Annotated in this window: 15 protein-coding genes and 4 tRNA genes; 9 read left to right on the top strand and 10 right to left on the bottom strand. The window is 67.2% G+C overall.

Translation table 11 applies throughout. The features are described from left to right. Positions 1-18: 18 nt before the first annotated feature. Entirely contained in the window at positions 19-780 is a 762-nt protein-coding gene (locus tag ACFW6D_RS19605) for a pyrimidine reductase family protein (RefSeq protein ID WP_379330015.1), read from the bottom strand. Positions 781-815: 35 nt separating this feature from the next. Here ACFW6D_RS19605 and zapE point away from each other — a divergent pair, with 35 nt between their 5' ends. Beyond that, positions 816-1,835 carry a cell division protein ZapE gene (gene zapE, locus ACFW6D_RS19600; RefSeq protein WP_379330013.1) on the top strand — a complete coding sequence of 340 codons (1,020 nt, stop codon included), beginning with the start codon at positions 816-818 and terminating at the stop codon, positions 1,833-1,835. 38 nt (positions 1,836-1,873) lie between these two features. On the opposite strand, the gene ACFW6D_RS19595 is transcribed toward zapE, so the two are convergent. Beyond that, positions 1,874-2,413: a GNAT family N-acetyltransferase gene (locus ACFW6D_RS19595; protein WP_379330011.1), complete on the bottom strand. Its 540-nt coding sequence runs from the start codon at positions 2,411-2,413 to the stop codon at positions 1,874-1,876. Between the two features lie 130 nt (positions 2,414-2,543). On the opposite strand from ACFW6D_RS19595, the gene ACFW6D_RS19590 reads away from it, so the two are divergent. Both ACFW6D_RS19590 and ACFW6D_RS19585 read left to right on the top strand, forming a co-directional pair. Beyond that, positions 2,544-4,055, top strand: coding sequence for a flavin-containing monooxygenase (locus ACFW6D_RS19590; RefSeq protein ID WP_379330009.1), 1,512 nt, complete (start codon positions 2,544-2,546; stop codon positions 4,053-4,055). Between the two features lie 64 nt (positions 4,056-4,119). Further along, positions 4,120-5,064 (top strand): LysR family transcriptional regulator, encoded by a 945-nt coding sequence (locus ACFW6D_RS19585; protein WP_379330007.1) that lies wholly within the window; start codon positions 4,120-4,122, stop codon positions 5,062-5,064. 86 nt (positions 5,065-5,150) lie between these two features. On the opposite strand, the gene ACFW6D_RS19580 is transcribed toward ACFW6D_RS19585, so the two are convergent. After that, the gene (locus tag ACFW6D_RS19580) at positions 5,151-7,151 is read right to left on the bottom strand and encodes a hypothetical protein (RefSeq protein ID WP_379330005.1); all 2,001 of its coding nucleotides are present in this window, start codon (positions 7,149-7,151) and stop codon (positions 5,151-5,153) included. A gap of 375 nt (positions 7,152-7,526) precedes the next feature. On the opposite strand from ACFW6D_RS19580, the gene ACFW6D_RS19575 reads away from it, so the two are divergent. Continuing rightward, positions 7,527-8,480 (top strand): hypothetical protein, encoded by a 954-nt coding sequence (locus ACFW6D_RS19575; protein ID WP_379330003.1) that lies wholly within the window; start codon positions 7,527-7,529, stop codon positions 8,478-8,480. Here the strand turns inward: ACFW6D_RS19575 and ACFW6D_RS19570 are convergent. From ACFW6D_RS19570 to ACFW6D_RS19550, 5 genes are all read right to left on the bottom strand, one after another. After that, complete coding sequence (locus ACFW6D_RS19570; RefSeq protein WP_379330001.1) at positions 8,446-9,633, bottom strand: hypothetical protein; 1,188 nt, start codon at positions 9,631-9,633, stop codon at positions 8,446-8,448. The genes ACFW6D_RS19575 and ACFW6D_RS19570 overlap by 35 nt on opposite strands. A gap of 64 nt (positions 9,634-9,697) precedes the next feature. Further along, the gene (gene mraY / locus ACFW6D_RS19565; protein WP_379329999.1) at positions 9,698-10,771 is read right to left on the bottom strand and encodes a phospho-N-acetylmuramoyl-pentapeptide-transferase; all 1,074 of its coding nucleotides are present in this window, start codon (positions 10,769-10,771) and stop codon (positions 9,698-9,700) included. A 179-nt stretch (positions 10,772-10,950) separates the two neighbouring features. Continuing rightward, a tRNA-Val gene (locus ACFW6D_RS19560) sits at positions 10,951-11,025 on the bottom strand. A gap of 1 nt (position 11,026) precedes the next feature. Next, a tRNA-Cys gene (locus ACFW6D_RS19555) sits at positions 11,027-11,097 on the bottom strand. 40 nt (positions 11,098-11,137) lie between these two features. Continuing rightward, positions 11,138-11,209: transfer RNA gene (locus ACFW6D_RS19550), tRNA-Gly, on the bottom strand. A gap of 259 nt (positions 11,210-11,468) precedes the next feature. On the opposite strand from ACFW6D_RS19550, the gene ACFW6D_RS19545 reads away from it, so the two are divergent. Together ACFW6D_RS19545 and ACFW6D_RS19540 are read left to right on the top strand one after the other, a co-directional pair. Beyond that, positions 11,469-13,019: an ArnT family glycosyltransferase gene (locus ACFW6D_RS19545; RefSeq protein ID WP_379329998.1), complete on the top strand. Its 1,551-nt coding sequence runs from the start codon at positions 11,469-11,471 to the stop codon at positions 13,017-13,019. A 120-nt stretch (positions 13,020-13,139) separates the two neighbouring features. After that, positions 13,140-13,211, top strand: a tRNA-Val gene (locus ACFW6D_RS19540). A 162-nt stretch (positions 13,212-13,373) separates the two neighbouring features. Here the strand turns inward: ACFW6D_RS19540 and ACFW6D_RS19535 are convergent. Beyond that, positions 13,374-13,766, bottom strand: coding sequence for a DoxX family protein (locus ACFW6D_RS19535; protein ID WP_379329996.1), 393 nt, complete (start codon positions 13,764-13,766; stop codon positions 13,374-13,376). A gap of 373 nt (positions 13,767-14,139) precedes the next feature. On the opposite strand from ACFW6D_RS19535, the gene ACFW6D_RS19530 reads away from it, so the two are divergent. Continuing rightward, positions 14,140-15,216 carry an NADP-dependent oxidoreductase gene (locus ACFW6D_RS19530; protein WP_379329994.1) on the top strand — a complete coding sequence of 359 codons (1,077 nt, stop codon included), beginning with the start codon at positions 14,140-14,142 and terminating at the stop codon, positions 15,214-15,216. A 79-nt stretch (positions 15,217-15,295) separates the two neighbouring features. Continuing rightward, the gene (locus ACFW6D_RS19525) at positions 15,296-16,192 is read left to right on the top strand and encodes an RNA polymerase sigma-70 factor (protein WP_379329992.1); all 897 of its coding nucleotides are present in this window, start codon (positions 15,296-15,298) and stop codon (positions 16,190-16,192) included. Positions 16,193-16,321: 129 nt separating this feature from the next. Here the strand turns inward: ACFW6D_RS19525 and ACFW6D_RS19520 are convergent, their stop codons facing one another. Further along, positions 16,322-16,735 carry a MerR family transcriptional regulator gene (locus tag ACFW6D_RS19520; protein WP_379329990.1) on the bottom strand — a complete coding sequence of 138 codons (414 nt, stop codon included), beginning with the start codon at positions 16,733-16,735 and terminating at the stop codon, positions 16,322-16,324. 195 nt (positions 16,736-16,930) lie between these two features. On the opposite strand from ACFW6D_RS19520, the gene ACFW6D_RS19515 reads away from it, so the two are divergent. Next, the gene (locus tag ACFW6D_RS19515; protein WP_379329988.1) at positions 16,931-17,494 is read left to right on the top strand and encodes a class I SAM-dependent methyltransferase; all 564 of its coding nucleotides are present in this window, start codon (positions 16,931-16,933) and stop codon (positions 17,492-17,494) included. Positions 17,495-17,931: the final 437 nt, after the last annotated feature.

Below are 17,931 nucleotides of genomic sequence, written 5' to 3'. Positions count from 1 at the left end.
CAGGTTCGGCGCCAGGTTTCATCGACGGGCCCAGCGGGCCAGGACGGTGCCGTCGTCGTCGAGCACCAGTTGCTTGCGTGCCATGGGCATGTCGAATGTGCTCGCCGACAGCGAGATTCGCCCGCCCGCGCCCCCGACCAGCATCGGGGCGGTGGTCAGGCACAGTTCGTCGACCAGGCCCGCCTCGGCCAGTTGCCCGAACAGATGCGGTCCGCCTTCACACAGCACCCGGTGCAACCCGCGCTCGGCGAACACCTTGATCAGTGCGGCGGGCATGATCGCGGCCGTCCCGGCGATCACCACCACCGCGCCCGCGTCTTCGAGCGCGGTGATCTGGTCGGGTTCGGCCTGGGTCGTGGTGATGATCAGCGGCGGCACCTCGGCGTCGGTGAAGATCTTCGCGCCCGGATCGAGTTTCGCGGTGGCGGTGACGACCGCGATCGGCGGCGGGGTGCCCTCGGGATGACCGCCGATGCCGTGCTGGTGGTGGGCGATGCGCCGCTGCCGGTCGGGGTGCGCGCCGCCGTAGTTCTCCGCGCGCAGGGTTCCCGCGCCGATGAGGACCACGTCGGCCAGTTCGCGCAGCACCGTGAACACCCGGTGGTCGGCGTCGGTGCCCAAGCCCTCGGAAACACCGTCGACCGTGAACGCCCCGTCGATGCTGTTGACGAAGTTCGCCCGCACCCACGGTTCGTCCAGATGCCGCGGATAGGCATAGCACCTGGCCAGTGCGTCGTCGTCGAGGTCTGCGAGCTGGGTCACATTGTGGATACGCTGCATAGGGATCGATGCAACCACGTCCGTACCATTTGTCCATGCAAGAACGCCTTGTCGATCGTCATCCGGAGGTCCCGGCCGACCAACTAGTCGCGCAGATGGTGCCCCCGCCCATGTTCGACGAGGTCAGCTTCGCCTCCTACATCCCCGACCCCAACGAACCGAGCCAAGCGGCCGCGGTCGCCAAGGCCGAGTCATTCGCAGGTCAGGTGGCGAAAATCCACAAGGCCAACTCGAAGAAGGGCCTCTTCGGTAAGAAGAAGGCACTCACGGGCGCGGGCCTGTACCTCGACGGTGGCTTCGGTGTCGGCAAGACCCACCTGCTCGCCTCGATCTTCCACAGCTCCCCGGCGCCCAAGTCGTTCGGCACCTTCGGTGAGGTCACCAACCTGGTCGGCGCGCTGGGCTTCAACAACGCCGTCGAACGGCTCGCGGCCAACAGTGTGCTGTGCATCGACGAGTTCGAACTCGACGATCCGGGCGACACGATGCTGGTCTCGCGCCTGCTCACCGAGCTGTCGGCGCGCGGAGTCTCCATCGTGGCGACGTCGAACACCCTGCCCGGTCAGCTCGGCGAGGGTCGTTTCGCGGCCTCGGACTTCCTGCGCGAGATCAAGAAGCTCGGCTCGATCTTCGATCCGGTGCGCGTCGACGGGCCCGACTACCGCCATCGCGACCTGCCGCCCGCGCCGGAACCCACCTCGAACGAGCTGCTCGTCGAACGCGCCGCGAACACCCCCGGCTCCACGCTCGACGAATTCGACGTGCTGCTGAAACACCTGAGCACCCTGCACCCGTCCAAGTTCGGTGCGCTGATCCAAGGCGTGGCGTCGGTGTACATCTCCGACGTGCACACCGTGACCGATCAGGCCGTCGCGCTGCGCGTGGTCGTGCTGGCCGACCGCCTCTACGACGCGAGCATCCCGGTGACGGTCTCGGGCGTGAAGCTCGACGAGATCTTCTCGAAGGAGATGCTCGACGGCGGCTACCGCAAGAAGTACCTGCGCGCGATCTCGCGCCTACTGGCCCTGTCTCGTTTCGAAGCGGCTGCCGCGTAAGTCTTTTCGCAGCGGTCCCGAAATGTCGGGACCGCTGCTCACAGCGCGCGTTCGAACACGAAATCGGAATGCAGCTGGTTGCCGACCATGAAGGTCTTGGTGCCCACCTGTCGAAAACCGTGCTTGGCGTAGAACTTCTGCGCGCGCTCGTTGGCCTGGTTGACCCCGAGCCACACCGTCTCGGCGCCCGAGCTGCGCGCGGTGTCGATCGACGATTCCATCAGCGCCGCGGCGACCCCGCTGCCGTGATGGCCGGGCAGCACATACATCTTGCTCAGTTCCACCACCTCGCCCGCGCTCACCTGCGCGGCGACGTCCGGGTCGCTCGGTCGGCCCGCGATGAGCATGGCGTAGCCGACGATCTCGTCCCCCTCCACGGCCTTGAGTACGGTCCGGGCCGGATCGGACAGGTACTCGCCGAAGCGTTCGCCCGACAGCATCTGCTCGAGGTAGATCTCGATATCGCCCGCGGTGGCCTCGGGCGGGCAGGCGAGCGGGAAAGTCGCGGCGGCGACATCGCTGAGCGCCTCGGCGTCCCAGAGTCCGGCCCGATCGACGACGACGGAACTGTTGGTCATCCATCCAGTACAGCACGGTCGCCTCGGCTGCCGAGGGACCATGGGGTGGCGAGACCGGGCACTCGCCATCTCACTGTGGCCTGTCCAGCGCGGTGGCACCTTACGCGTCTGTCCGAGTAGTCTCCTGCGCATGACGAGCGGTAGCCGCATCGGGATCGTCGGTGCGGGAGTGGCGGGTTTGGCCTGCGCGAAGGTATTGAGTCAGGCGGGGTTCCCGGTCGAAGTCTTCGACCGAGCCCCCGACGTCGGCGGTGTGTGGAGTGCCACCCGCCGGTATCCGGGACTTCGCGCGCAGAACAGCAAATCCACGTACGCCTTCAGCGATCACCCGATGCCAGAAGATTTCCCCCGCTGGCCCGACGGCCAGCAGATGCAGGCCTACCTGGCCGGATACGTGCAGGAGTTCGGCCTCGGCCCGCACCTGCGCCTCGGCACCGAGGTGGTGGCGGCCGACCCGGTCGACAGCGGCTGGTTGCTCGAGATCCGCGACCAGATGGGCGTGCACCGCACCACCTGCGATCACCTGATCGTCGCCAACGGTGTCTACAGCGACCCGGTCGTGCCCGATCTGCCGGGCGCCGCGGCCTTCCGTGCCGCGGGCGGGCGCCTGTGTCACGTCTCGGAATTCCACGACGTCGAGCAGGCGCGTGACCGTTCGGTGGTTGTGGTCGGCTACGGCAAGTCCGCCTGCGATGTGGCCGAGGCCGTCAGCCACATCGCCGACGAGACCACCGTGGTGGCACGCCGACTCACTTGGAAGATGCCGCGCAAGCTCGGCTTCGGCGCCGACTACGAGCGCCTGCTGCTCACCCGTGCGGGCGAGGCGCACTTCCCGTCGCGCTTCCCGCACCGCGCCGAACGACTCCTCGAGCGTCTCGCGCTGCGCCAGTCGAACATGGACCTGCTGCAAGAGCGCGTGACGCGCAAGCTGCGGCTGCGCGAGCTCGGTCTGGTCCCCACGGGCCCGATCTCCGAGATCGGCACCAGCAGCGCGAGCCTGGCCACCGAGGGCTTCGCCGAGCAGGTCGAGGCGGGCCGGATCAGCGTGCACCGCGACACCGAGATCACCGAACTGATCGGTGGTCAGCACGGGCCCGCGGTGCGCTTGGCCGACGGCAGCCTGAAACTGGCCGAGATCGTCGTCTGCGCCACCGGATACCGCCAAGAGGTCCCGTTCCTCACCCCGTTCGTGCGGCGCGCCCTCACCGACGAGGTGAGCGACTTCCGGCTCTACCGCCACATCCTGCCGGTGGAGATCCCCAACCTGAGCTTCGCGGGCTACAACAGCTCGAACGTGAGCGCGCTGAGCGCCGAGGTGGGCGCGCACTGGATCGCGGGGCTGCTCACCGGCCGGTTCGTGCCGCCGATGGCCGAGCTGATGAACAACGAGATCGACGCGCGCCTGGAATGGTCGCGGGAACGCAGCGACGGAAACCACGCGCACGGCGCCTCGGTGGTCCCGTTCTCGCTGGCCAATATCGACGAGATGCTCGACGATCTCGGCACGCCGCTGCCGTTGACGTCGCGGCTGGCCCAGTGGGTGCGCCCGGTGCGCCCGTCGTCCTATCGTGGCGTGCTGCGCAATCGCGCGGCGGTCGCCGCTCCCGTCGCGCCCACCCCGGCGCCCGTAGCGGACCGGTAGCCGACACGCCGGATCGCCGTCGGCTTCGCTTGGCGGCGATCGGTGCGTTGGTGATAATCCTCGCGTGGATGCGCTGGATCTGAACCTACTGCTCGCTCTCGACGCGCTGCTCGACACCAACAGCGTGACCGAGGCGGCCCGGCGGCTGCACACCTCCACCTCGGCGATGAGCCGCACCCTCACCCGGCTGCGCGAGGTGCTCGGCGATCCACTGCTCGTGCGTTCCGGCCGACAGATGGTGCCGACGCCACGGGCACTCGAATTGCGCCACGACGTGGCGAGCCTGGTCGATCAGGCCCGAACGCTGCTCACCGCCCGCGACGGGCACGGGCCCGGCAGGCATCGCGATTTCGTTGTCCGCGTGGGTGATTCGGTGGGAGCGAGCCTGTCCGGTCCGCTGCTGGCCGCGGTACACGCACAGCTGCCAGGGGTGACGGTGCGGTTGCTGGCCGCCGATGCCGCCGACGGCGCGGTAGCCCTGCGCGACGGCCGCGTCGACGTCGAGGTCGGCATGATCGGGCACACCGACCCCGAAACGGTGGTCAAGCGCCTGTTCGCCGACCGCTGGATCGGCGTCGCCGCCCCCGACCACCCGTTCGCCGCCGACCGCCCCTCGGTCGCCGCCTACGCCTCGGCCCGGCATCTCGAGGTTTCCCCGACCGGGCGCACACACGGACCGATCGACGACCGCCTTGCCCTGCACGGCCGCACCCGCCGCGTGGTCGCCACCGTCCCCGACCTGCCCACCGCACTGCTCACCCTCGCGTCGACCGAATTGGTCTGTCCCGCACCGGAACTGCTGTCGCGCTCGGCACGCACCGCGCTCGGTTTGGCGATGTTCGAGATCCCGCTGCCGCTGCCCGCGCCCGTCGTCGCGATGGCATGGCATCCACGCAACACCGCCGACGCGGGCCACCGCGCCCTGCGCGACCTCATCGACGCCGTCCTGCACGAACCCCCGAAGCCGGAGGCGAACCCCGGCCTGGTCCCGCTGGCCACCCCGGCCTGACGGCGCAACCCTTCACGGTGGGTACGCCCGAGTTGTGTGGGCACAATGGCGTTCCCCAGGTGCGCATGGCCGGAGCGGAAGTACGCCTAACCGAGGTCAGGGGTCGGTGGGCCGAACACGTCGCGGCGGCCGGGCGGGAGGCCTGCCGAGCGCTTCAGCTCGTCGAGCATGGCCTGCAGCTTGTCCACGTGGGCGCGTTCGATGTCGAAGGCGCGGTAGGTGCCGGTGACGGTGATCCCGGCCGAGTCGGTGGCGGTGGGCGGAACCGGGTCGGCGACAGGGCGTTCGAGGGGATCGGGGGTGCTGGACGAGTTGTCCCGTCCGGTCGGCAAGCCGAGGGTCGGTGGATCGTAATCCATAGCCGGGCGCTCGTGATTCGTGAGCGGCGCTTGGCTGGGCAGGCTACCGGTGCTCGTCGGCCGATCGGTGCTCGGCAGGCTCGGGCGGGCAGTACCGGCACTCGAGCCGTTAACGGGCGATGAGCCGCCTGTGCGCGTCGAATCCACCGGGGCAGGATTCGGCTGGGTGGTGAGTTCTGCCGGCGGGGTGAGTCGCGCGGGCGGGGCGGAGACGGGCGGCGGCTCGGGAGTTTCGCCGGTGGACATGCGGTCGCGGGGGGTGAAGTCCTCGAACAGGGAATCGTTGCGGCGCGCGGAGTCGGTGGTGAAACCGTTGCGGGCGTGGCCGTTTCGATCCGGGGTCGGTGATGCGGGCGCTGGATCGTCCGAGAACGACCAGTGGATGCCGTTGGTTGTGGTTCCCGCGTGCGCATCGGGCCGGGGGGCTTCGGGGGTGTGCGGGTCGAATCCGTTGACCGGCTTACCGTTCGGGGCTGCGGCGGGCCGGTTGCCCGTCGTGAACCCCGAAGAGAGGTGGTCGTTCTCGGCGCGGGTGGGGCTCGCCGCGACACCGTTTCCCTTGCCGGACAGCTCATCCGGCGACGGAATGCCTAGTCTGTCCACTCCGGCGGCCGAACTCTCCGACGGCTTCTTGATCGGGCGCGCCCGCTCGACCACGGCATCGGGACTGATGCCCGTCGTCAGCGGATCGCCGACGGTCACCTCGGTCCGCGCCGACGGCGCGTCGACCGGAACGTGCTTCGCCGCGCCGGAACCGACCCCGTTGACGCCGTTGGTCCGCATGTCACCGTCGCGCACGACAGTGCTCGAGTCCGCACCCCGCGCCACGGTCGCACTGTCAGCCGCCGCCTTGCTCTCGAGACCGGACTCGGTCGCGTGATCCTCGGACGGTGCCGCTGTGGCGGTCTTCGTCATCGTCGACGCACTCGTTGTGGGCGCATCGCCCGTCACCACCGTCCCGATCACCGCGGGCACCGGCGTGCCGTTCCGTGACGACGCGATATCGCCGGCCACACCATGCGTGACGCCGCCGGTCCCGTTGGTCGACGTCGCATGGCCGACCGAGACCCGCTCACCGGACCCGGCGCCGCCGGTCGACGCGGCCCCGCCGAGCCGGGCGGGCGCGGGCCGTCGACTCGGAGCCGACGGTTCGGCGCCGTCGTCACCGACAGCGGCGAACATATCGGTATCGAGGGCGATCGGTTGTCCGAAAGGCGCCTCACTCGGCGCGGTGCGCGGGATCGGCGTCGCGGTCAAGGCGGTGGGGTCGCCGAGGTGATCGGTGCTCGGGCGGGCGGGGGAGTTGCGGCGTTCGAGCGGAGGACGGGCACCGTCCGGCTCGCGGTTCTGGTGCGGCGGTAAGGGATCGGCGACCGCTTGCTGGTCGTCGGGTCCGTCGGTGGCCCGTTCGGCGGCCTCCGCGGCTTCACGGACCTCGCGGCGACTGGGTGTGTTGCGCACCGGACGCCCCGGCTCGGGCTCACCGTCGTTGTCGAGGGCATCGAGCCGGGAACTCAGGCGTGAAATGTCCTGTGACGCACGGAAGGCCCAGGATTCGAGCCGCCTGATCCGGATGTGGTCGGGCACATCCTCGTCGACCGGGAAGGTCGGCACGTCGAGCTGAACCCGCGCGGCGACGATATCGAGCTTGTCGCTGACTTCACGCAGCGCCGTGGCGATGCTCGCCAGCATCGACCCGATGGATTCGTCGTGCTCAGCGTGGTTCATGCACACCCTACTTCCCGTGGTCGCCCGAGCGTGCCCGCCTCGGCCGCAGCGATCATATCCACCGGGGCAAGAGGAAGTGGTGTCGCGACCGGTTGCGCGACGCGCCGAACTGATTCGCAATCAGGATGAAACGGACATGCAACAGGCCGGGTCTGTGTATCGAAATGATCAAGATATACGCGTCATCGTGCGACGTTGGCACAATGAAATGGCTTGATATACAAGCAGAGTCGCGTTTGTGATCTCAATCACCGGTAGGTGACGCACCCGAACGCGGGTCAAGGGGGCTGGCGCCTTATCGGCGGCTGCGGGAACCTGTTGTCGGAGGACGTGCGCGTGAGCCTACGACGGGTCCCGAGGTGAGGGAGTGATGGTGTGAGGACGAAGCGGCTGAGCGAGACCCAGGTGGTGTGTGGACGTCGAGCGCTGCTCGATGAACTGGGGATTTCCGAGGGCAGCCGTCGCGCCGTCACCGAACGCTCCGGCTACGGCTGTGGCTGCCCCGAATGCAGTGCGACGCAATGGAACACGCAACGTCTCGAACACTGGATCTGCGGCAGGCTCACGGCGGCCGGCGCCGACGAAGCCGAGGTCGACGCGCGAATCGACGATATTCCCGTCGACATCTACTGGCGCCGCGGTGACCGGCGCTGCGTGGTCGAGGTGCACAGCGGCCCCCTCGACATCACCGCGGCCCGCGCCCACCGGAAACGCTTGCAGGCGGCCGGCATCGACGATGTGCTGTGGGTGTGCCCGCAGGGTTTCTGGGTGCCCCTGGTTCCCGCGGTCGGCATCGCCGATTTCGAGCCAGCGGGGGCCGACTACCGCATCGACCAGGGCATGCTCGCCGCGGGCGAGACCGGTTTCGCGGCTCCGGCGCGCGGCAGCACCGAATTGCGCGATTTTCTCGAAGGCTGGGTGTCCGGCGAAACCCATTGGGGGCACGCGGATCTCACGACAGGAGGGTGGGCCGACGTGGGCACCTGGGAACGACACACCGGGGCGCAGGCCGCGATGATCGAGCGCCAGCGCACCGAGCTGCGCGATCAGCGGGTGGAGCTGGCGGTCTCGCGCCAGACCGTGCGCGACAAGCAGCGCCTGGTCGGGCGCCTGCACAATCGGATCGAACGGGCGGGAGTGAACGCCGACGCCGAAGCCATCACCATGGCCGGGTTGCGCAGCGAACTCGTCGCCCAGCAGCGCGTCGCGGCGAGCCTGCGCGCGAGCATCGGGCGGATGGATCGCACCCTGAATCAGTACCAGTGGCTCACCTGCTGCGCGATGCTGTTGGTTCTCACGGTGATGGCCGGTGCGATGGTGATGCGCTGAGCCGCATCGGCATCCGGTCCCACTGCCAGTCGTTGCGCAGGACCAGACCGGCCAGATCGAGCAGATCCAGGCCGGTCTCCGCGCACACCCCGGCCAGCGCGGGCCGGTCGTAGGCGCCCTGTGCCAAATCGGTGACCAGACGCTCCTCGATCGTCGGGTCGATCGGGCGCGCGGTGAGCTGGTCGGGGCCGAGCGCACTGCCGGTCCACGCGAGCCAGCCCCAGCCGTGTTCGTGTGCGTAGGCGCGGCCGAGTCCGGTCTGGATCCGATTGTGGTGAAAGGCGACTCGGCCCAGCGGGACCACATCGACGAGCACTGTCCGTCCGTCGGTGAGCTGCGCGGCGACGGCCGGATAGTGCACCTGGCCCTCGCCGCCGAACCGGTAGGTCAGCGCGGTCGGTTCCTCCTGGAACGCCGCCACCGCCGGGTCGGCGTCGAGGGTCCGCAGCAGCCGGGCCACCATGGCCGAGTCGTAGGCGACATCGCGGCCGACCTTCGCCAAGTAGAACCGTCCGCGTCCGTCGTCGTCACCGTCGGCAACGCGCGCCGATTCGATGGGCAGCGGGGCGGCGGACCCGGTCGACCACTCGACGTCGTCGAGCAGCAGCTCGTCGGTGCCGTCCTCTGGCACATGCAACTTGGCCAGGATGCTGGCAGTCTTCTTCTGCCAGCCCAGGATTCGCTGCATCACATAGCCCGCCACCCGCTTGGCGTCGCCCGGTTCGTGGCCTGCCAGCCGCAGCTTCAGATACGACCACTCCATGGCCACCAGGTCGGTGTCGGTCGCGTAGGTCTCGGCCAGCAGCATGCGCACCAGGCGCAGGTCGCCCGTCTCGACCGGATAGCGGTGGGCGAACACCTGCGCCGACCGATGGCCCGAGCGGGCGGCTTCGCGCACGATCCGCCCGACCGCCTTGGTGTAGAGCTGGCGAACCCGGTCGCGGGCCAGGTCGTAGCGTGCGCCGATGCGGGTGAGGGTTTCCGGGCGAACTCCGCCGATCCCGAGGCGTAACGCGACGATCCGCGCGTCGCGGGCCGCGCGTTCGGCATGGTCGGTGAGGAGTTCGCCGACCAGCTCGTCGAGCTCCTCGAGCTCGAACGAGATGTCGGCGGCGATATCGTGACCCGGTGGCACGACGACCTCGGCACTCACAGCGACCTCCCTCGCTCGGTCGGGTCAGCGTAGCCGCAGGCTCCGACAACTAGAGCGAGGACAACTAGAGAGAGGTCATGTACTCGCCGTAGAACAGGCACAGCCCGGTCGCCGCCGCGATCCCGGCCAGCACCCAGAACCGGATGATCACCGCAGTCTCTGGCCAGTTGTTGAGTTCGAAGTGATGATGGAACGGCGCCATCCGGAACAGCCGCGTATGCGTCGTGCGGAACACCACGATCTGCAGCACCACCGACATGATCTCGGCGACGAACAGCGCCCCGATCACCACCGCGAGCAGTTCGGTGCGGCTGGTGATCGACAGCCCGGCCAGCAGGCCACCCAGCCCGAGCGAACCGGTATCGCCCATGAAGATCTTGGCCGGTGCCGCGTTCCACCACAGGAATCCGATGCACGCCGCCGCGCCCGCGGCACTGACCATCGCCAGATCGAGCGGATCACGCACCGTGTAGCAGCCTCGTCCCGGCGTGATCTCGCACGAGTTGTCGTACTGCCACAGCGTGATCACCACGTACGCGCCGAGGACCAGGCTCATCGACCCCGCCGCCAGCCCGTCGAGCCCGTCGGTGATGTTCACCGCGTTCGACCACGCCACCACCAGCAACACGATGAACGCGATGAAGAACAGCGACGCGAAGGTGATGGTGCTGATGTCACGGACATAGGACAGGTTGGGCCCGGCGGGGGTGAGCCCCGTGGCGCCGGGGAACCGCAGCGCCAGCACGGCGAACACCACCGCGGCCCCGATCTGCCCGATGTACTTGCCCGCCGCGGTCAACCCGAGATTGCGGTGCTTGCGCAGTTTGATCGAGTCGTCGAGGAATCCCACCATGCCCAGCGCCGACGCCAGCAACAGCACCAGCACGCCCGAGGCGCTCGGTCCCGGCGCATCCCACAGCAGCCCGATCAGATGCGACCCCAGATACCCGGCCCACACCCCGGCCCCGATCGCCAACCCGCCCATCGTCGGCGTCCCACGCTTGGCCTGATGACTGGCGGGCCCGTCGATCCGGATCTCCTGTCCGAACCCCCGTCGCGCGAATACCCGGATCAACCCCGGCGTGAGGGTGATGGTGACGACGAGGGCGATCCCCGCCGACAACAGGATCTGCCTCACTCGATTGCCCCTTCATACCGCCGGCCCCGCACCGGACCGCCCGGCGATGGGAGTGTGCCGATACTAGGGGAGCCCACCGGAAATCCGTGCTCGGAGTGATCCGGGTTACAAACTCCGCCCACCTGATGGGTAACGCAAACAAGTCAGGCCCCCTCGAAAGGGGGCCTGACTCGGTACGGTGGTGCGCGATACTGGGATTGAACCAGTGACCTCTTCCGTGTCAGGGAAGCGCTCTCCCGCTGAGCTAATCGCGCGAGGTGGAGACGGGAATCGAACCCGTGTGCACGGCTTTGCAGGCCGTTGCCTCACCACTCGGCCACTCCACCGTACAAAGGAGGATGGGGCTAGTGCCTTACCTACCTCTCGAGCGGATGACGAGATTCGAACTCGCGACCCTCACCTTGGCAAGGTGATGCGCTACCACTGCGCCACATCCGCATTTACTTCACACTTAGGGGAGCGGCTCGGCCTCTCGGCTTTGCTGCTCTCTGCGGTGCGAAGAGAACATTAGCCGACGTTCGACACAGACTACAAATCGCCTGGTAAACGACCCTAAATGTGAATCACACGTATGTCGTCCACCGGACCCTGCGGCACATCCCTATGGCTCCCGTTCGCTGCATCCTGCAACGTAGATATGCGCATCAGTCGCAGTTCGGTACCCGGTTCCGGCCATGCACGACGGCAGAGAAGTTTCTTGACCCCCACCTACGCAACCACTTCCGAGACGACGGCCACGCAGGAGCCCTTCGCCTGGCGAGGTGTCCTGCTCGTGTCCGGCCTGGCGGCGCTCGTCTTGTCTGTCTCGGCGTCGCGGCTGCATATCGCCGGCGACGAGCTGTACTACCTCGCGTGTGGTCGGCGACTGGCGGTCAGCTTTGTCGACAACGGACCGATGGTGCCGCTGATCGCACGACTGGGTGAGCTGATCGCGCCCGGCTCGCTGATCCCGCTGCGCATCCCCGGATTGCTCCTACTGATCGCTGTCTCGATTCTCGCGGCCGCAGTGGCCTACGAGTGCGGCGCTCGTCCGCGCTACCAAATACTCGCCGCCGCGGCCTTCCCCACGTCCCCGATGGTCCTCGGCTTCACCGTGCTGACCAGTGTCTCCTTCGATGTGACCGGTCAAGCGTTGATCATCTGGCTGTTGGTTCGGTGGGTGCGCACTCGCCGAGACCGCCTGCTCGTGGCGCTCGGGGCGGTCGCGGCGATCGACGTGCAGAACAAATGGCTGGTGCTGATGGTCGCGGCCGCCCTCGGTATCGGCATCCTCGTCATCGGTCCCCGCGAGATACTGCGCCGCCCCGCACTATGGGTCGGTCTGCTGATTTTCGCGGTCGCCATGATGCCCGCACTGCTGTGGCAGGCATCCCACGATTGGCCGCAGTTGGCGACCAGCGAGGCCATCGCCCACGAAACCGCGCAGACCATGGGCGGGCAGTGGGGGACCGTCGGGGCGATCATCATCAGTCCCGGATTCATCGGTGGTGGGTTGGCGCTGCTGGGTATGTACGGCTTGGCTCGTGCACCGCATCTACGGCAATACCGGTTCCTGCTGGTCGCAGCGGTGCTGATGGTGATCATGGTGATCGCCGGGCACGGCCGGTCCTATTACGTCGTCGGGGTCTTTCCCATGCTCTTCGGGTTCGGCGCTTCGATGCTGTCCACGCTGTTCGAAGCCGCCGATCCGCGAAACGCGTTGCGCCGGGTATGCACCGGTGCGGTCGTCTGTTCCGCGGCACTGTTGGCCTTCTTCGCGTCCCTGCCCTACCCGAGCAACTGGATCGTCGACCCGAAAAGTCCCTGGTTGCCCCTCCAGCATTACGGCAACGACACCTGGCAGACGCTCGCCGACGCCGTGCACCAGGTGGCGATCGCCCTGCCGCCCGCCGAACAAGCCGAGGCGGTGGTCGTCGCCGCCGCGTACAACCAGGCAGGCGCACTCGACCACTACGGGCGATCCGCATGGATCCCGCCGGTCTACAGTCCCCACCGCGGCTTCGCCGCCTTCGGCGCCCCACCGGACACAGCCGACACCATCTTGTACGTCGGCTTCGATCACGGCACCGAACAGCGCGACTTCCTGGCAGGGTTCGCCCACACCACGGTCGCGCGGCAACTCAACGACCCCCTCGGCCTCGGCGGCCAGAATCTCGGCATCACCATCTGGATCTGCCGCGACCCCCTGACCCCCATGTCCGCAGCGTGGCCGAACCTGAAGTACCAGGTCGCCCCGCCGACCCCGTGAACCAGCCCCCTCCAGCGACTCCGAACTACCCGCTCACAAGGCGATTTGGTGTCATCCCGGTCCTCCATGCTAATGTTCCATCTCGTTCGAGCGGCTCGAAACCCGCCCGACACACTGTTCGGTCCCATAGCTCAGCGGGAGAGCGTCCGCCTCACACGCGGAAGGTCGCTGGTTCGAAACCAGCTGGGACCACCTCAAAACGGCAGGTCAGAGCCTTAACGGCGATGGCTTGCCGTTTTTCGTTTGGGCCGCCAGCCCGCTCGGCCGGATTTCGGTGGGTACGAACACGACGTGATGACTGTGATGCTCGTCATGGATTGCCGGGCTAGTTTATCCGCTGACGACTTGTCCGGCTCAGCCGGTGAACGACTCCGGGCCGAAGCGGCCCCAAGCCACGAAGGCGGCCGCAGCGAGGTAGACGAAGTTCAGCGCGACGTATTTGTACTGGCTGTAGCGGGCGTGGGTGATCATCGCGCCGATCATCAACAGGATCCAGCAGACGGCGGTCACCGGAACCATCACCGGTGCGATGTCGAGCACGGCGGGCAGGATCAGACCTGCCGCGGCCAGTATCTCGAGGCCGCCGAGGGTTCTGACGAAGCCAGTGCCGGCGTGCTCGGTCCATCCCCCACCGGATTTTCTGCCCAGTTCGTCCAGCTTGTCTTTGGGCATGAAGGCTTTGGTGGCGCCGCCGAACAGGGACAGGGCGGCAAGCAGTCCGGCGACGATCCATAGGGCGAGGTTCATGAGTTTCTCCTTCAGATGGGGGCGACCCTGGCTCGCCCTTGAACTGGCCGAGCCGTTCGTCCCCGACGGGCTGCCGGACGATGCCATTCGTGGGGCATCCTTTTCGGCGTCCCGACGGTGTAACTGGTCGGTCATCAGACACCGCCGGCCTGGGGTCTGTGACACCACCTCGGCGTGACGTGCGCCACCGCACGCGCTGTACTCGCGGCGACGTCGGCCGAACGCGAACACCGTTCCTTGCCGGGGGAGGGTGTGGCGAGCATCGACGTGCCAGAGGTCTCATCACCGGTGGAGTGATCTGCCTCACCTCCTGTCACCGTGAACGATCACGCGGTGTCTGGTGTGCGAGCCCTGGGAACCGAAGGAGAATTCGATGACCGAAGCACGTAGGAAAGAAGAGTCCATGAAGGCAGTGCGGTACCACTCCTACGGCGGAAGTGATGTTCTGGTCTACGAGGAAGCTGACCGTCCGATCCCGGATGTGGGTCAGGTGGTGGTGCAGGTGGCCGGCACCTCGTACAACGACGCGGACGCCGGGCTCCGCGCGGGTTTTCGACAAGACATTGTCCCGGTGGCCCTCCCGCATATTCCGAACGTCGACATGGCCGGTGTCATCACTGAGGTCGGCGAGGGGGTGACCGGCTGGAGCGTCGGGGACGCGGTCATCGCCGTCTTGCCGGTAACCGCGCCCGGTGCGGCCGCCGAGTACGTTGCCGCGCCCGCCGAGATACTGGCTTCCGCGCCCCGCACCGTCGAGCTCGCGGACGCCGCAGCCCTTCCTTTGGTTGGGCTCACGGCGTGGCAATCATTGTTCGAACACGCCGGTCTCGAGCCCGGGCAGGATGTCCTGATCAACGGTGCGGGCAGCGCAGTGGGCGGGTACGCCGTCCAGCTCGCCGTGCAAGCCGGTGCCACGGTGACCGCGACTGCCAGCCCGCGCAGCCGTGATCGCATTCGCGCATACGGCGCGCAGCGGATCATCGACTACACCGAAACCTCCGTCGTGCAGGCGGTGGCCGGACAGCAGTTCGGCGTGGTGCTGAACCTGGCGCCCAACAGCCCGGAGGAGAACATGGAGTTGGCGAACCTGGTCGCCGACGGTGGGGCGTACGTCAGCACGACCCCTCCTGTCCCGCAGGATGTCGGGCGCGGGGTGCGGGCAGTTCGGCCCTTCGCATACAGCGACGCCGCTCAGCTCGCCGCGCTGGTCGCGCGCGTAGACGCCGGAGATTTGGAGATCGCGGTGACCGAACGGCTGCCTTTGTCCGAACTGCCCACTGTCCATGCTCGTGCCACCGAACGGATCGCTCATGTGGCCGAGCTGGCCGCCCGCGTCGAGGGCCGAGAGCTGGGTTTCGAAGTGGCCGCACAGTTGCGGGCAGAGGCGGACACTGTAGACGTTCGCGCCGCCGGCGGAGAGATAGTCGGCAAGGTGATTCTGACCCCGTGACCCGGACCTTGCAGTGAACACATCACCGAGTGAAGGCCACCAGCTACCAGAGCCGCCCGCGAAGGAGAGAGGCCGGGATGTGAGCGACCACGCCACCGACCCAGCGACCGAGGCATTCCTCACCCATCGCAATCTGCTGTTCACCGTCGCCTACGAAATGCTCGGATCGGCAGCCGACTCCGAAGACGTCCTGCAGGAGACGTGGCTGAGGTGGAGCAGGGTCGGTCTGGCACAGGTCAGCGATGAGCGCGCCTACCTGGTTCGGATCACAACCCGGCAGGCGCTCAACCGGTTGCGCACCATGAAGCGCCGCAAGGAGTCCTATGTCGGCTCCTGGCTGCCCGAGCCGCTGGTCACCGCGCCGGATGTGGCCGAGAATGTCGAGCTCGCGGAGAGTATGTCGATCGCGCTGATGCTCGTGCTCGAGACGCTGTCACCGACCGAGCGTGTCGTATTCGTGCTGCGTGAGGTCTTCGATATCTGCTATGACGAGATCGCGGCGGCCCTCGGCAAGACTCCGACGGCCGTTCGCCAAATCGCGCACCGCGCCCGCCGGCATGTCGATGCCCGCCGCCCCCGCGCGTCGGTCTCCGCGAGTCAGACCCGCGCGGCGCTGGAGTCGTTCCAGCGTGCGCTGCGAACCGGGGACCCGCAGGGTCTGCTCGATGTGCTCGCCCCGGAGGTCGTCCTGATCGGCGATGGTGGCGGCATCAAGCAGGCCGTGCCGCAGCCGATCACCGGTTCTGACAAGGTGACTCGCTTCATGCTCGGCGGTATCCGCAAGCATCAGGTCGCGTTCACCACGGAACCCACCATGGTCAACGGCAGTCCGGCGCTGATTTTCCGGATCGACGGCGAGATCGACGGCATCATGGCGGTCCGGCTCGAGGACACGCGAATTACCGGCCTCTACTTCGTCCGCAATCCCGAAAAACTGACCCGCGTCGAATCCGAGACCCCACTGAGCCTGCGCTGAATGTCGGTGGAGGACTAGTTGTTGCTGGCCAGGAGATCGTTGACGGGAGCCTGAGACGGTCGACGCAGCGAGCGCGGTCCCACCGGAGCCATCCCGAGCGGTGGCCCCTGGTCGTGGCGGGACTGAGTGTCAGTGTGCTCGCGCGTGGCTTTCCTGGACCGAGAATCCGTGCTGGTGTCCCTCGATGATCGACCGGAGCCGGGGACACTTCATCTGGTCATCAGCCGGACACACCCGACCGTGCTCGAGCGCGTCGAGGGCAACCTGGATCCGGTGTTGCTGCGCGACCAACTCCTTCAGCTTGCGGTCGACCAACTCGCGACGGGATTGCCTTGCGCCTGAGACGAAATGCTTGATCTCAGCCAACGTAAACCCCACATCGCGGAAGTACACGATCAAGCCGATGTCTGTGACCGACGAGATGGTGTAGCGACGCTGTCCGGCAACCCGGGCCGCTGGTAAAACCAATCCGAGGTCGTCGTAGTAGCGCAACGTGCTCGCGGGAACGCCCGTCCGGTCCGACAGCTCGCCGATGGACAACATCTGTGGCACCTGCGGCGGGGTCCGCGCATGTTCTCCGGCAGTCATTGACTTCGAGTGTACTTTAAGTGATGTCCTCGTCTCATGGATATCAAAGAGCGTGCATTGAGGCGCATCACCGAATGGTGGGGTCCCCGCGGCGGCATTACGCAGTTTCATCATCCGAGCGGAGCCGGTGGGCACGTCGCAGGGTGGATCATGAGCTCACGGCCCTCGAACGTCGCGCGGAGCCGTCGGGCGGTGGAGCTTCTCGACGTCCAACCGACCGATCGCGTCATCGAACTGGGCTGCGGGCCTGGTGTCGCAATTGCCGCGCTCGCCGCCCGAGCAGCCCAGGGTTTCGTGGTCGGCGTCGACCATTCAGCAGTCATGGTCGAACATGCCCGCCGCCGCAACAAGGCCGCAGTCAAGACCCACCGGGTGCGCTTGGTCCAGGGGCCTGTTGAGACTCTGTCCATCGACGGGGGGCCGTTCGACGCGGCAATCGCTATCAACACGATCGGCATGTGGCCCGACCCGCCCGCCAGACTCCGCGATATCGCCCGGCTGCTACGACCTGGCGGGCGCATCGCACTTGTCGGGCAGCCGCGCCGTCCCGGTGCGACCGCCGCAGACTCCGAGACCGTTGGACGTGATCTCGTGGGCCTGCTGTCCGAGGCCGGAATCGAGCACGTCCGAACCGAGATGCTCGACCTCAACCCGCCGGCTGCCTGGGTCCTCGGACGGACCCCTCGTGCCGCGCTTGACGACCAGCGCGACTGAATTGAGCTCAGAACTCTCTTCACCCATGGCCAGAGGAAGGACTCATCACAACAGCCCGCGGATACCCGCCTCGGCGACACCGCCCGGGTCAACAACCTTCTGGCCGCGTGCAACTAATCACCCGGGGACGAGAGGAAGGCGGCCTCTACTGCGAAAGGTTCCGTTAGCCGATCGATTAACGGAACAACGAGCAGGCCAACTACCTTTTTGGTGATGACCTGCCCTTTTTGTGCCATTTCGTGACAAACGATCACGGGATGGTCGACGATGTCACTGACTCGCAGGTCGGGCCGCGTTCCGCTGCCGAACACGATGGCTGAATCGGCGCAAACCCAAGAACTGTGGGCTGGCGCACCTCTGAAATATGCGCTATCCAGAGAGGGTCCTTTGATCTTGTTCGGCTCCCGGTTGAACCCTCGCGGCGTGCGTGGTCGATG

This window comes from Nocardia sp. NPDC058705, assembly GCF_042749305.1.
In the GTDB taxonomy this organism is placed as follows: domain Bacteria; phylum Actinomycetota; class Actinomycetes; order Mycobacteriales; family Mycobacteriaceae; genus Nocardia.
This window is presented reverse-complemented; position numbering and strand designations above follow the sequence as displayed.